Genomic DNA, 13879 nt, shown 5'->3' with positions numbered 1-13879 from the left:
AGCCAGGAAACCAGTCGGTTTCCAAATTTTTCGGCGCGCTGTCTGCTCACGCGGCAGCGATTGCTGGCTGCTATATCGTCTTAGCAGCCGCAAAAGTCAAGCCAAGCAGCTTGAAATCCCTTTAATGATCAAACCATTCGTTAACGTGTCAGGGAACCAGCCGGATAAGGCGGCCCTCATCGCTGTCGGTCAAAACATAAATGAAACCATCAGGACCCTGACGCACATCACGGATTCGCTCGCCAAGATCCGTCAGCAACTGCTGCTCCCCAACAATTTCGTTTCCGCTCAAATCCAGTTTGGAAAGATGCTGGCCACGCAACGCCCCAACCAGAAGGTCGCCTTTCCAGTCAGGGTAGGTATCTCTCGTAACAAAGGCCATGCCTGAAGGCGCGATGGACGGATCCCAATAGTGAATGGGTTGCTCCAAACCAGGTTTGGAGGTGCCTTCGCCAATCTTGCCGCCCGAATAATGCCGTCCGTAGGAAATAATCGGCCAGCCATAGTTCTTGCCCGCCTCAGGAATGTTGATTTCATCCCCTCCCCGGGCTCCGTGCTCGACGGTCCAAAGAACACCGGTTGCGGGGTTGATCGCAGCACTTTGCGGGTTGCGATGACCAATTGACCAGATTTCCGGCTTGTAGCTGTCGTCGCCGACAAAGGGATTGTCAGGTGCCGGAGTGCCGTCTGAGGTCAGTCGCAAGACGGAACCTGTGTGGTCTGAAGTCACTTGAGCCCTGTCGCCGTCTCCCCTGTCGCCGATCGTCATGAACAACGTGCCATCCGGCGCGAAAGCGATCCTGGAGCCGAAGTGTCGCCCGCCATACGCCTTGTTGTTGCCTGCAAAGATCGTCTCGCCTTCGAGCGCATATCCGCCGCCTTGCGATTGACCCAGCACCGCTTTGAACAAAGATGTGCCGGCTCCTTCCGGAGACCCTTGCGAGAAGGTCAGGTATACCGTGGCATCGTTCTCAAAATCCGGGCTGAGGACAACATCCAGAAGACCACCCTGACCTTGCGCAAACACGTCCGGCACGCCTTCGACCACCTGTTGATTGCCTTCTGCATCGACGTGTTTCAAGACACCGTCGCGCTCAGTTACCAAAAAGCCGCCGTCCGGCAGCATGGCAACGCTCCAGGGATAGGAAAGTCCCTCTGTAACCGTCTCCAGATTGAACGAAGATTGAGCTGCCACTGGAAGCATCGTGGCACCTGTCATGGAAAGGGCCATTGCAGCAATTGCAGGCAGGCAAAACGTCCTGAAATTCATGAGGTGTTCCGTCCTTGAGCTGACCAACAAGTGACCACATAGGTAGGCACTTTGCTGGCGGTTGACAGCGTCAAACGTGCAAAAAACGGAAATGTCATTTCAGGAGGTTATAGCGCCGCCTTCCAATCGCGCGGAAATTGCCCGCTTTTCATAAGCGACATTCCAATCAATCAGAGTGCGCCAGATGAGCTCGGCCTGGTCACTTTCCAGACCCAGTTCCGCTGCCCGCGCTCTGATTGCTGCAACCATGGTTTCAATACGCTCATGGTCGAAGGCCTCTTCAGGCCGATTCTTCAATTCCGCCATGCGGCGCACATATTCTTGCCTGCGGGCAAAAATTTGAAGGAGGTCTTCATCAAGCCTGTCGATGGCTGTGCGGATGTCGGATTTGTTGACGCAATCTGCTGGGTGTTTCACTTGGTTCACGCTTTGGTGGACAGAACAGAAGCGAACCGGGTGTACCGGTTCGCATCAGGAAAGGGAATGCGCAAATTGAAGCAGCGATCAGCTCGTCCGGGTCTGCGCTTCCACGCTGGCAAGCGCTGACATGTTGACGACACCCCGGGAGGTTACGGACGGCGTCAGAATATGAGCCGGTCGCGCAGTTCCCAGAAGGATCGGCCCAACGTGGAGAGCTTGCGTGGCCACCTTCAAAAGATTGTGGGCAATGTTGGCGGAATCGAGGTTCGGAAACAGCAAGAGGTTCGCTTCGCCCGTAAGCTTGCTGTTGGGCATGACACGTTCACGCAAATCGGTACTCAGAGCAGAATCGCCATGCATTTCACCGTCGGCTTCCAGTTCCGGATGCCGTTCCCAGATAAGTTCAAGGGCTTCGCGCATCTTGCGCGAGGACGCTGTTTCACGAGAACCAAAATTGGACATCGACAGAAGAGCGATTTTGGGTTCGATACCAAACCGGCGAATTTCCTGGGCTGCCAGGATTGCCATTTCGGAGATCTCCTGAGCCGTCGGATCTTCGGTCACAAAGGTATCGGACAGGAACAGAGCGCCCTGGCTGTTGATCAACAATGACATGGCCGAGAGATCGCGTGCCGTTTCACAAACACCAATGACCTGCTTGATGTCTCTCAGATGGCGAGTGTAGCGCCCTTCCAGCCCGCAAATGACGGCGTCCGCCTCACCCCGCCGGACCGCGAGTGCGGAAATGACTGTGGCGTTCGTGCGCACGACGGTTCTTGCCGCATCAGGCGGCAGACCGAGGCGGCCGACACATTCGAAATACTCGTCGACATATTCGCGATAACGGGGATCGTCCTGCGGGTTGACGTATTCGAAATCGACCTCCGGGCGGATTTTCAATCCAAACCGTTCGCAGCGCTGCTGAAGAACATCGGGCCGGCCGACCAAAATGGGTTTCGCGATCTTGTCCTCAATCAGAACCTGCGCGGCTCTCAATACCCGCTCGTCTTCTCCTTCCGCGTAAATGATCCTTTGCGGATCCTTGGTAGCGTTGTGGATGATCGGTTTCATGATGAGACCTGACCGGAACACGAAGCGGTTCAGCCGGTCATAATAGGCAGCAAAATCCTCGATCGGACGCGTTGCAACACCGGTGTCCATGGCTGCCTTGGCAACAGCTGGTGCAATGCGCAGGATCAGACGCTGGTCGAATGGTGACGGTATGAGATAATTCGGGCCGAAGATTTCGGTCTTGCCGCCATAAGCACGCGCGGCCACATCGGAGGGTTCTTCCTGCGCAAGGCCCGCAATTGCCTCAACTGCAGCACGTTTCATTTCTTCATTGATCGTGGTCGCGCCAACGTCGAGCGCACCACGGAAGATATATGGAAAACACAAAACGTTGTTGACCTGGTTCGGATAGTCGGAGCGCCCGGTGCACATCACGACATCACTGCGCACTTTCTGCGCCTCTTCCGGCATGATCTCCGGGTTGGGGTTTGCAAGAGCAAGGATCAAGGGTCCCTTGCCCATCTTCTCAACCATATGTGGTTTCAAAACACCGCCTGCGGACAATCCCAGGAAGACATCCGCACCATCAATCACCTGATCAAGCGTGCGCAAATCTGTCTTTTGCGCAAAAGCGGACTTCCACTCATCCATGAGAGCTTCGCGTCCTTCATAGACGACACCCTCAATGTCAGTGACCCAGATGTTTTCACGTTTTGCGCCAAGGGATATCAGCATATTCAGACAGGCGAGCGCGGCAGCACCGGCCCCGGAGGCAACGATCTTGGCATCTTCAATCTTCTTGCCGGCCAGCTGCAGACCGTTTCGAACCGCCGCTCCAACGATGATCGCCGTGCCGTGCTGATCGTCGTGAAAAACCGGGATGTTCATTTTTTCGCGCAACTTGGCTTCGATCATGAAGCATTCAGGCGCCTTGATGTCTTCCAGGTTGATGCCCCCGAACGTCGGCTCCAGAACCGAAACGGCATCGACGAACTTGTCGACATTGTTTTGCGCAACTTCGATGTCGAACACATCAATGCCGGCGAATTTCTTGAAAAGAACCGCCTTGCCTTCCATCACCGGCTTTGAGGCAAGCGGTCCGATGTTGCCAAGTCCAAGAACAGCGGTTCCGTTCGAGATCACAGCGACAAGGTTGCCCCTGGACGTGTAATTGGCGGCCTTCGCGGGATCCTCGGCAATTTCAAGGCAGGGTGCGGCAACGCCCGGAGAATAGGCGAGCGCCAGGTCGCGCTGGTTGCCCAATGGCTTGGTGGCCTGGATTTCGAGTTTGCCAGGCCTTGGATGTTCGTGAAAATACAGGGCGGCTTCTGTCAGATCGCTTTCGTTGGATTTGCTGTCGCTCATGACTGTCCCTGTCTCCCTGGCATATTCCGTTAGGTAGTCTTTTTCTGCAATTCGCGGCGGCATGGCCCCCTGCCAACTATTGCAGCGATTTGATGAATTGTCTCTGAGCTTTATCTGGCGCGATGCAAAATGAGAACCCGCAACAGTCCAAAGAGCACAATGCTGTTCAGGATATGCCACAGGAAATGCGTTCCCAAGGCAAATTGGTTGCAGATTGGCTCATCCAACATGCGGAAAGTCAATGAAAGCGCGAAGACAATGCCCGTGATCAGCACCTGTGCGCCGAGGCGGCTGTTTTGCCTTCTGAACAAAGCGCCCACGACGAAAATCGCGAGCAGCGCCGGCACATATCCCGCAGAAGAGCCGACCAAAGGTGCGATCACTTGAGCGACAAACGGTGTTGCCAGAAAAAACCCGACAACAATCAACAATGCGAGCCACCAGGTGACTGCAAGAAACCGTTTCAGTGCAAAAAACAAATAGACATGAATGAATATGGCAATTGGCAATATGTCAGCGAGTGCTGCCCATCTGGTTGCGAAGGTGTGAAACAGGAATGAGCCGACACCTATTACAAAAACAACGCCAATCAAAACAAACGCCGGCCAGTCATCCGGTGTTTTTCGCCGCCACAAGAAAAACGCGACAATTGCGGCGACCAGAAAGGCAGCGTTTGTGATGGCGTTGACCGGTTCAGACCAGAAATCGGGCCCAACCCGCTCGCAATAATTGTCGACCTGTTCATTCAATGCCATCTGCAACGCACCAATCTGCTGCTTCTTTTCAGATCTAACTACAGCCTGGACGTGACAGTTTCAGCAATCAAGCGGGCCAATCGCGAAACACCTTCTTCAATTTTCCGTTCATCAGCGCAGGAAAAACTCAGCCGCATCGTGTTGGCACCGCTTCCATCGGGATGGAACGCTCTTCCGGGAACAAAGGCGACTTTGGCCTTTTCAACAGAGCTCTGCAGCAGTTCGGCAGCATCACACGCAGTCGGCAATTCCACCCAGATGAACATGCCGCCTTCCGGTCTGGCCCAACGGCACTCCGCCGGCATGTGCTTTTCCAATGCTTCCAGCATGGCATCGCGCCGCGCCCGGTAGATCCGATTTGTTCGGGCCGTGTGGGTGGCGAAGTCGCGTTCAGCAACGCGTGCCATGGCATCCTGGTTGAGAACGGGCGTGTTGAGATCGCTTGCCTGCTTGATCAACACAAGCCTGGAAATCACTTCAGAGGCCGCACAGATCCAGCCAAGCCTCAGACCTGGGGACAGGGATTTGGAGAAGCTGCCACAATAAAGCGTCCGGCTGTTCTCGATACCGCCGGAGTTTTGACAATCCAGAGCCAGCATCGGCTCAACGGCTTCACCGTCATATCGCAGACTTTCATAAGGAGCGTCTTCGACAACTGCGCAGGATAATTTCTCAGCCAAAGCCAAAATGCGGCGCCGGTCTTCAAGGCCAACAGTCAAACCCGTTGGATTGGCGAAATCGGGAGACAGATATGCGAACTTGACCTGCCCACCGAATTCATCAGCCTTTCTTGTGTAGTCTTCCGCGGCACGGTTGGTTCCAGGATCCAGCCGGTCGAATTGCAACTCATATGCGTTGAAGGCCTGAACCGCGCCGAGATAGGTTGGCCATTGGACAAGTGCAGTGTCCCCCGGGGACAAAAACAGCTTGCCGAGATAGTCCAGTGCCTGTTGCGATCCAGAGGTGATCAGAATGTTTTCAGGTGCGCATTCCACACCGAGTTCGCGCATGTGGGCGACAATCCACATTCTCAAGCGCAAGCTGCCTTCGCTCACTCCGTATTGAAGCGCCCTGGATGCCTCCGGACCGCCCAGGATCTCCTCATAGGCTTTCTGGAAACTCTCTGTGGGAAACAGCTCGGGGTCGGGAATACCGCCTGCAAATGAAATCACATCCGGGCGGTCCAGCAACTTCAGCAGTTCGCGAATTTCCGACGCGCGCATTCGACTGGCACGCTTGGCGTAAAGACTTTCCCAGGTGGTCATGGCGGGCTCACTGGCTTTCAAAAGAGACAAATTAAGTCAATAATACTGACCTATATATTTTGCAAGTGTCTCAATCTTTTTATTTTTTGTAATTTTATTGCGTAAACAATCTTCCAAACCACGCAAATACGGCTGAGCTGGACCCGAGGGTCCTGAGTGCCTAAGTGTTGATGCAAAGGAGTTATTCATGTCACGTCTCGATGAAAGCCGCCCGTTCATTCCGCTCAATATTGCCGTTCTGACGGTGTCCGACACACGTTCATTGGATGAAGACAAGTCGGGCAAAACGCTTGCAGACCGGATCAAAAGCGCTGGCCATACCCTGGCAGACCGCAAGATCGTCAAGGACGACGTTCCGGCCATTCAAGAGATCGCAAGAGCCTGGATTGCGGACAAGGGAGTTGACGTCATTGTCTCTACAGGTGGGACCGGTTTCACCGGCCGGGACGTAACACCTGAGGCCATGGAGCCGCTGTTTGAAAAGCGCATGGACGGTTTTTCCGAAGTGTTCCATCGCATTTCCTATGACAAGATTGGAACGTCGACTATCCAGTCCCGGGCAACAGGCGGAGTGGCCGGCGCAACGTACATTTTCGTGCTCCCCGGATCGACAGGGGCCTGCAAGGATGCGTGGGACGGAATTTTGAAGTGGCAGCTCGACTATCGCCACATGCCGTGCAACTTCGTTGAAATCATGCCGCGGCTCGATGAACACTTGAAACGCGGCAAACTCCAGGAGGCTTGAGAATTGCCGTTTCTCATTCGATCAGCAGTCCTGGACGATGAGCGCGCTGTTTCGGCATTGCTCCTCAAAAGCTACACAGCGCTGCTCAAGAGTGCTTACGATGCAGCAACACTTGCCAAGGCTCTGCCATTGATCACGCGTTCAAGACCGGAGCTCCTGACCTCCGGCAGCTATTATCTGGCGGAAACTGAAGACGGCCAGCTGGTCGGCGCAGGAGGCTGGACAAAGGCATCCCCGACAGGGCTCGACGAGACGGAAAACAACGGTAACATTCGCCATTTCGGCACAGATCCAGAATTTACCAGCCGGGGAATTGGGCGTTTGTTGATGCAACGTTGCTTCGAGGACGCGAAATCTGGCGGCCTTTCAGAGTTTAATTGCTATTCGACGCTGAATGGCGAGAGTTTTTACCGCGCCTGCGGCTTCAATAGCATCGAACGATTTCTCGTTCTCCTGCCCGGGAACGTCGAATTTCCATCCATCCGCATGACCTGTCCTCTGTAACTTCGGCAGAAACGGCCTAATTCAGCCGGAAAGGAGAAAAGAATGGGTATGCTCGTCGATGGCAACTGGGTTTCCGATGCAACAGGAGACAGCGTTGATGGCGATCGCTTCGAAAGATCGAAAGCACAGATCCGGAATTGGGTCACACCAGACGGCTCCGCAGGCGCAACGGGGAAAGCTGGATACCGCGCTGAAAGTGGCCGTTACCATCTCTACGTTGCCTGGAACTGCCCCTGGGCGCACCGCACGTTGTTGATGCGTGCGGTGAAGGGTCTTCAGGATCACATTGGAATATCTGTCCTTGCGCCGAAACGCACAGAAGATGGTTGGGTGTTTGACCCGAAAAACGGCTATACCGATACCCTCGCTGGCGCTGCGGCCCTGCACCAGATCTATGCGAAAGGCACCTCTGACTATACAGGGCGGGTCACAGTGCCCGTTCTGTGGGACACCAGAACCGATACTCTGGTGAGCAACGAGTCGGCTGAAATCATCCGCATGCTCAACAGTGCCTTCCAGGGCATTGCCGAAAACCCGGCCGACTATTTCCCAAGCGAGCTGCAGAACGACATCGACGACTGGAATGCCTTCATCTATCCGGAACTCAACAATGGCGTTTATCGTGCAGGCTTTGCGCGCTCACAAACAGCTTACGATGAAGCCGTTACCGAGGTCTTCGAAGCGCTGGACCGGATCGAAAGCGTGCTTGAGACACGTTCCTGGTTGACTGGGGAGAGCATCACGGAGGCCGACATTCGTCTTTTTCCGACACTGGCGCGGTTTGATACCGCTTATTGGAGCGCCTTCAAATGCAATAAACGCAGGCTGATCGACTACCCGCATCTGTGGGCCTATGCCCGCCGGTTCTTTGCCCTTCCAGGCGTCGCCGACACGGTAAAGCTCGACATTTACAGGCGAGGCTATCACTCAAAAAGCGAGCTGCGAAATCCGAACGGCATCGTGCCGCTTGGACCGATTGTCGACTTTTCAGAGCCGCTTGAGGCAGCCTAGGCTGCAGCCTCTCTAGCGCGTTGCCAAAGCAGGATGGCAACAGGCTTGACGAAGGCGAGGAAGAATTGGCGCTTCTAACCGCCATTCGGCGTCGGAGAAGGCCGTCTCATTCTCAGCGCTCGTTTGTAGAGCTTCAATCGTACAGACATACCGAACTTCAATGTCTGCTTTGCGCCCAAAACACTGCGGCTTGGTCCGTTTGGTCGGCCGGCGTCTTAGAGCCCAGAGTGTCCGATGCTGCGTTCCAGGCAAATGTCCGCAATACACGTCAGGCCGATTGATGAAGCAGCAGGAGAATTTCTAGTCCTTGATCTCCCATGGGGCTGTTGTCGCGAATGCGCCTCGAAGAGTATCTACGAACTCTTCGGCTCGCCGAGACAGCGGCCGGGCAGCCGGCCGAACCAGTTTTGCGTCTCGTCCATATGTGCGGTGATCGTTCAGCACTGTCTCCAAAGTGCCCTCTAGAATTGCATCGTTACAAACGAAACTGGGCTCCAGACAAACGCCCAGACCTGCTTTAGCCGCGTCAACCAAGACCGTACCATTATTGGTGACAATGCGCGGTGACAGTTGCACGTCCAGTTTTTGACCGTTCGGGCGCGAAAATCGCCAGCGCGCGGGATCCGGTCCAACACGATACGCGAGCGCCGGAAAACCAGTCAGATCTTCTGGTGTACCTGGGCGGCCATACTGATCCCAAAAGGCCGGGCTGGCTGCGACGACATAGTGGACAGAAAAAAGGGGTTCCGAGGTCAGCGCCGGATCATCCAAATGCCCGAGACGTATTGCAAAATCAAATCCCCCTTCGATCAGGTCGACGGGCCGATCACTTAATTCCATGTCGAAATGAATCTCGGGATTCGACGCTGCGAATTGGTTGGCGAGTGGTGCCAGATAGCGCAGACCGAATGCGGGTGGGCAAGCGACGCGTATGAGACCTTTTATCGGTCTGTCTTGACCGGAAATCGCGCTGTCTGCTTCGTTCAGATCAGATAAGAGCCGCAGACAGTGAGCGTAATATTCCCGGCCTCTTTCGGTGGCCTTTACTCCACGCGTCGAGCGGAGTGTAAGTCTGACGCCAAGGCGTGCTTCCATTTCGTCAACCCTGCGGCTGACTGCTGAAATCGCCACACCTTGGCGTTCAGCCGCAGCTGAAAACGAGCCAGTCTCGACAACGGCCACAAATGCTTCAATCTCGGCAAATCGATTCATTTGCTTTCCAAAAATTAGATATCAGATTTCAAAATAACACATCTACTGAAAATTATTAGAAATTATATATTCAGCCGACCCACGCTCTTGAATTGCCACCAGAGGAGCAAAATTTGCGCCGGCGCCTTCATACACTTCCGATTTTCACACTGGCTATCTTGTGGCTCGTCGGCTGGACACTGCGTGTACCGGTTTTGGCCACTCCTCCATTGGCAACCCGCATTGCGGAATCCTATGGGCTGGAAGCTATGGGGATCGGAGCTTTGACCATGTTGCCTGTGGTCGCCATTGCCTTTGGCGCGATCCCCGCGACTTTCCTAATCGGACGCTTCGGTTTGAAAGCTGCAATTGCTTTTGGTGTTTTGCTGATGGCGGTGGCCTCCACCGCGCGCGGATATGCGCCTTCGAGTCTGATGCTTTTTTCGGTTTCTGTTCTTATGGGATTTGGCGTTGCCCTGTTCCAGACTGCTTTACCCGCGGCGACCAGGGTTTGGACGCCTCGACACATTGCACTCGGAAACGCCGTATATCTGAACGGTATGATGGTTGGGGAAGTGTCTGGTGCAGGATTGACCTTGCCTTTGGTGCTGCCACTGGCCGGCGAAGACTGGCGCATGGCGTTGTTCCTGTGGTCTGTTCCCATCTTGCTCATATCGTTGGCCGCGACGTTCGTGCGTGCGCCCAAAGAAACCAATGATGCACCCGAAGTCGGTACGCGGGATCCGGCATCGACTGCATCACTGCCAAACTGGAACGACGCGTGCGTTTGGCAATTTGGGCTGCTCCTGGCCGGATCGATTGTCCTATTCTATGTCATCAACTCCTATATCGGCGTGATACTGGATGCACGAGGTGAGCGTGATGCACTTGCCTGGTTACTGTTGCTCTACAACGCGACCCCATTGATGGCTTCGTTCGCAGTGTTGGCAGCGCCAGGCTGGATTGGCAGGCGAATGCCCATAGCGGCATCTGCGGGATTGGCCGTGCTCGGGCTTGCTCTATTTACCTTCTTCTCCGGATGGGCTTCTTGGTTGGGTGCCCTGCTCACCGGGTTCGCAGCATCGGTAGAACTCATTCTGTTGGTATCGCTGCCAGCCGTCATTGCAAAAGGAAGAGCTGTGACACAGCTGTCTGCAGGAATGACTCTCATCGGCTACGGCATCGCATTCCCGCTGCCTATGATCGGTGGCTGGTTCGCTGAACAAGTTGGTTGGCTGGAAATCTCTCTGATCCCGTCCTTGGTGTTCGGGGTTGCCATTCTGATCCTGGCGGGAGAGCGCCGGTTTCCGGTCTACACCTGGGCACGATAGGAGACACAAGTAGAATGAAATGATCGTTGAACAAGTTACGATCAGGGTTGCCTTCGCCCGCGGCCAGACCGTTTGACCCAATCGCAGAGAGCGATTGTTTTCGGCAGGTGAGAGCGAAACAGTTAGGGCCCGTTCCGGGGGCGCATTGCAACCTGACAGCCCCCAACTGCAGCGAATGGCGGGTTTGAGCCCAGAGTGACCCTGAGAGGCACCCTTTGAGTTGCCTCTCATGGTCCATAGCGCTGAAGACAGTCAGACCGTCAAGCTAATGTTGAACTTATTTCCGTCTGGGTCACGAAAATAACCACCGTAAAAGTTCTTGCCTCGATGACCCGGGGCTCCTTCATCGGTTGCGCCGAGTTCAATTGCCAGAGCATGAACGGCATCGACTTGATCTTGATCCTTTGCTGCGAGCGCAACCATGGCACCATTTCCGTGAGACGCAGTTTCGCCATTGTAGGGCGTGGTCACTACTATTTTGGGTTTTTCAGGCCCAAAGCTATAGCCGATCATGTTGTCTAGGCTAAAGGCGCGTGTACCGTTTATTGCGCAGAACAACGCATCGAAAAAAGTTGCGGAAGCAGCAAGGTCATTTGACCCAAGAGTGATGTAGCTAATCATGATTTTTCTTTTTGCATGAGTAATTGTTGCGCCCTATGAGGCGGCGCGCTGTAAAACCAAAGAGCGGTTTGCGTGGAAATACTCAGGCAATCATGCACGCATTTTATCTGCGTAATTGCGGATTAGCAACGGCAGTTATGTCCGCGTAGCCGCCTGACGCGGCAGATGGATCAACCCCGGCAGTTATACCAGAAGCGGGCATCGGCCACTCTTCAATTATAAGTATACGTCCTCGGGCACGGTCCCAAGAAACTATGCGCTCAGATCCCTCGCAATCTGGATTGCATACAAGGTGCAAAGGCAAGGGAAACCCAGACGGTTTGTGAGCTGCTGCAACACAGATGACAGTCCCGCTCTAGGGGCTCCGATCAATGTCGGAGTGCACCATCATAAGGGGACGTTCCCTGGCTCGCCGTTGCCTGTCATTAGCCGTGGAGTTTGATCGCGACCCTTGCCGGAATGCGCAGGATCCCAACGCAGAACCGGGCAAATGATTGGCGCAAGCCTGCAATGAGGCCCTCCCGCTGCGGTTCGCCGGATGTGACCGCGGCTGCCCGCAGAAACACCATTCGGCCGCGGCCAATGCGCTTTGCTATGTCGAGATCTTCCAGCTGCGGCAAAGGCCTGTGACCACCGAGCTTTTGATAGAACTGACGTGAGATCAGCAGCCCTTGATTTCCGTAAGGCATGCCAAGCAGCTGGGAACGGAACGCCGCGACGGATTCCCCAAGACGGGCACCTGGCCCAAAGGCTTCGTATCGCAGCCGAAAGCTGGCCGCCGTCCGGGGTCCGTTTGGCGCGCGGGCTGCCCGTTCGACAAATGCCTGTGCTTCATGGTGCCAACCGCTCTCAAGTAGCGTTTCAGGCTGCAAGAACAGCAACCAGTCGCCTCTTTTGGCGATCTCAGCACCCAACGCGAGGCGTTCAGCCTTTGATTTCTTCAAGACCGCCCAGTGGCAACCGGCCGCGTCCGCGACCTTGCCGGTATTGTCCGATGAGCCACCGTCCACGATCACGACTTCGCGCACGACGCCTTCCGCTGCTGCGGGCACAAGCGCCGAGAGGGCATGGACCAGCTCGGTTTCGGAATTGTATGTCGGAATAATGACGCTAATCATGTCCCGAAGTTCTACAGGATTTTTTTTCAAAGTGCGAGTGAATGGGCTTGAGAACGCGCGGAAATTGGCTAATGTTCTACTTATGTTCTCATTTACTCGCCTGAAACGATCATGAACGCGCCTACGCAATTCGCTGCAGCGCAGCAAACGGCCGACATTCCCGAAGACAGTGCTTCCCGGTTGAAGGAGGATAGAACAAGAGGCCGGGGCTCAGCACTTAACAAGTCCGGCCGATTTGAACCCCTAGCCTATGAAAGCTTTGACGATGGCTGGGACACTCTTGAAGATCTGCCCCCATTGCAAACCGAGGTACAAGAAGAGCGTGCACGGACGATCATAACGCGCAATTCTTCGCCCGATCTTTCCTTTGACCGTTCGATTAACCCTTATCGCGGCTGCGAACATGGTTGTGTCTACTGTTTCGCGCGGCCAAGCCACGCCTATATGGGACTGTCTCCCGGGCTGGACTTTGAAACCCGCCTTTTCGCCAAACCCAATGCGGCGCAGCTTCTGGAGCGGGAATTGTCCAAACCGGGCTACATTCCGCGCGTGATCGCCATCGGCACGAACACCGACCCCTATCAACCGCTGGAACGCGGATACAAGTTGATGCGGGAAATCCTGGAAGTTCTCGACAACTGTTCTCATCCGGTCGCGATCGTGACAAAGTCAGCACTCGTGACCAGGGACATCGACATCCTCGCGCGGATGGCCGAACGCAATCTGGTCAAGGTCGCGCTCTCCGTCACCACCCTGGACAAGAAGTTGTGCCGTGCCATGGAGCCCCGCGCGTCCGCACCTCACAAACGTCTTGGTGCTATCAAGGCCCTGAACGCAGCAGGCATTCCCTCGCTGGTCATGATGGCACCCATTATCCCTGCTCTGACCGACAGTGAGATTGAAAACATATTGGAAGCAGCTGCCGAGCACGGTGCACAGGAAGCTGCTTATGTCCTTTTACGGTTGCCCCTTGAAGTCTCCGAACTGTTCCGCGACTGGCTGCTCAGGCATCGCCCTGACCGATACAGGCACGTCATGAACCTCATCAGATCCATGCGTGGCGGCAAAGACTATGACGCCAAATGGGGGGAACGCATGAGAGGTCGAGGTCCCTATGCGGATCAGATCTCCAAACGCTATTCGCTTGCTGCAAAACGTCTGGGCCTCAGCTTACGCAGAAAGAAACTGAACCTGAATGAATTCCGCCAACCTCAAAAAGGTGGTGTGCAACTGGACCTCTTTTGAAGTCCCGGCTTGAAGTGATTTCTTGCA

At 54.9% G+C, this 13879-nt stretch carries 13 protein-coding genes; 5 read left to right on the top strand and 8 right to left on the bottom strand.

The window, feature by feature from the left end:
* Positions 1-148 precede the first annotated feature (148 nt).
* From Q0835_RS04820 to Q0835_RS04800, 5 genes are all read right to left on the bottom strand, one after another.
* Positions 149-1270, bottom strand: a complete 1122-nt coding sequence (locus tag Q0835_RS04820) for a PQQ-dependent sugar dehydrogenase (RefSeq protein WP_298958872.1) — start codon at positions 1268-1270, stop codon at positions 149-151.
* Positions 1271-1369: 99 nt separating this feature from the next.
* Positions 1370-1687 (bottom strand): chorismate mutase, encoded by a 318-nt coding sequence (locus Q0835_RS04815; protein WP_363324496.1) that lies wholly within the window; start codon positions 1685-1687, stop codon positions 1370-1372.
* A gap of 87 nt (positions 1688-1774) precedes the next feature.
* A complete protein-coding gene (locus tag Q0835_RS04810) occupies positions 1775-4066 on the bottom strand; it encodes an NADP-dependent malic enzyme (RefSeq protein WP_298958868.1) in 2292 nt (763 codons plus the stop codon).
* Positions 4067-4176: 110 nt separating this feature from the next.
* Positions 4177-4821: a ceramidase domain-containing protein gene (locus tag Q0835_RS04805; RefSeq protein ID WP_298958866.1), complete on the bottom strand. Its 645-nt coding sequence runs from the start codon at positions 4819-4821 to the stop codon at positions 4177-4179.
* 38 nt (positions 4822-4859) lie between these two features.
* Positions 4860-6086, bottom strand: a complete 1227-nt coding sequence (locus Q0835_RS04800; protein WP_298958864.1) for a PLP-dependent aminotransferase family protein — start codon at positions 6084-6086, stop codon at positions 4860-4862.
* 187 nt (positions 6087-6273) lie between these two features.
* Here Q0835_RS04800 and moaB point away from each other — a divergent pair, with 187 nt between their 5' ends.
* The 3 genes from moaB to Q0835_RS04785 are packed head-to-tail and all read left to right on the top strand — an operon-like array spanning position 6274 to position 8346.
* Entirely contained in the window at positions 6274-6831 is a 558-nt protein-coding gene (gene moaB / locus Q0835_RS04795) for a molybdenum cofactor biosynthesis protein B (protein WP_298958863.1), read from the top strand.
* Positions 6832-6834: 3 nt separating this feature from the next.
* On the top strand, positions 6835-7335 hold the full coding sequence (locus tag Q0835_RS04790) for a GNAT family N-acetyltransferase (RefSeq protein WP_298958861.1): 501 nt from the start codon (positions 6835-6837) through the stop codon (positions 7333-7335).
* Positions 7336-7377: 42 nt separating this feature from the next.
* Complete coding sequence (locus tag Q0835_RS04785) at positions 7378-8346, top strand: glutathione S-transferase C-terminal domain-containing protein (protein ID WP_298958859.1); 969 nt, start codon at positions 7378-7380, stop codon at positions 8344-8346.
* A 300-nt stretch (positions 8347-8646) separates the two neighbouring features.
* Here Q0835_RS04785 and Q0835_RS04780 read toward each other — a convergent pair whose 3' ends face one another.
* Complete coding sequence (locus Q0835_RS04780; protein ID WP_298958857.1) at positions 8647-9558, bottom strand: LysR family transcriptional regulator; 912 nt, start codon at positions 9556-9558, stop codon at positions 8647-8649.
* Positions 9559-9671: 113 nt separating this feature from the next.
* Between Q0835_RS04780 and Q0835_RS04775 the strand changes: the two genes are divergently transcribed.
* Complete coding sequence (locus Q0835_RS04775; RefSeq protein ID WP_298958855.1) at positions 9672-10868, top strand: MFS transporter; 1197 nt, start codon at positions 9672-9674, stop codon at positions 10866-10868.
* A gap of 252 nt (positions 10869-11120) precedes the next feature.
* On the opposite strand, the gene Q0835_RS04770 is transcribed toward Q0835_RS04775, so the two are convergent.
* Positions 11121-11489 (bottom strand): VOC family protein, encoded by a 369-nt coding sequence (locus Q0835_RS04770; RefSeq protein ID WP_298958852.1) that lies wholly within the window; start codon positions 11487-11489, stop codon positions 11121-11123.
* Positions 11490-11914: 425 nt separating this feature from the next.
* Positions 11915-12607, bottom strand: a complete 693-nt coding sequence (locus tag Q0835_RS04765; protein WP_298813805.1) for a glycosyltransferase — start codon at positions 12605-12607, stop codon at positions 11915-11917.
* A gap of 111 nt (positions 12608-12718) precedes the next feature.
* Here Q0835_RS04765 and Q0835_RS04760 point away from each other — a divergent pair, with 111 nt between their 5' ends.
* On the top strand, positions 12719-13852 hold the full coding sequence (locus Q0835_RS04760; protein WP_298958849.1) for a PA0069 family radical SAM protein: 1134 nt from the start codon (positions 12719-12721) through the stop codon (positions 13850-13852).
* The last annotated feature ends 27 nt before the right edge of the window (positions 13853-13879 follow it).

This window comes from uncultured Roseibium sp. (assembly GCF_947499295.1).
Taxonomy (GTDB): Bacteria; Pseudomonadota; Alphaproteobacteria; order Rhizobiales; family Stappiaceae; genus Roseibium.
The sequence above is the reverse complement of the archived record's forward strand: the minus strand, read 5'-3'. Positions and strand labels throughout refer to the sequence as shown.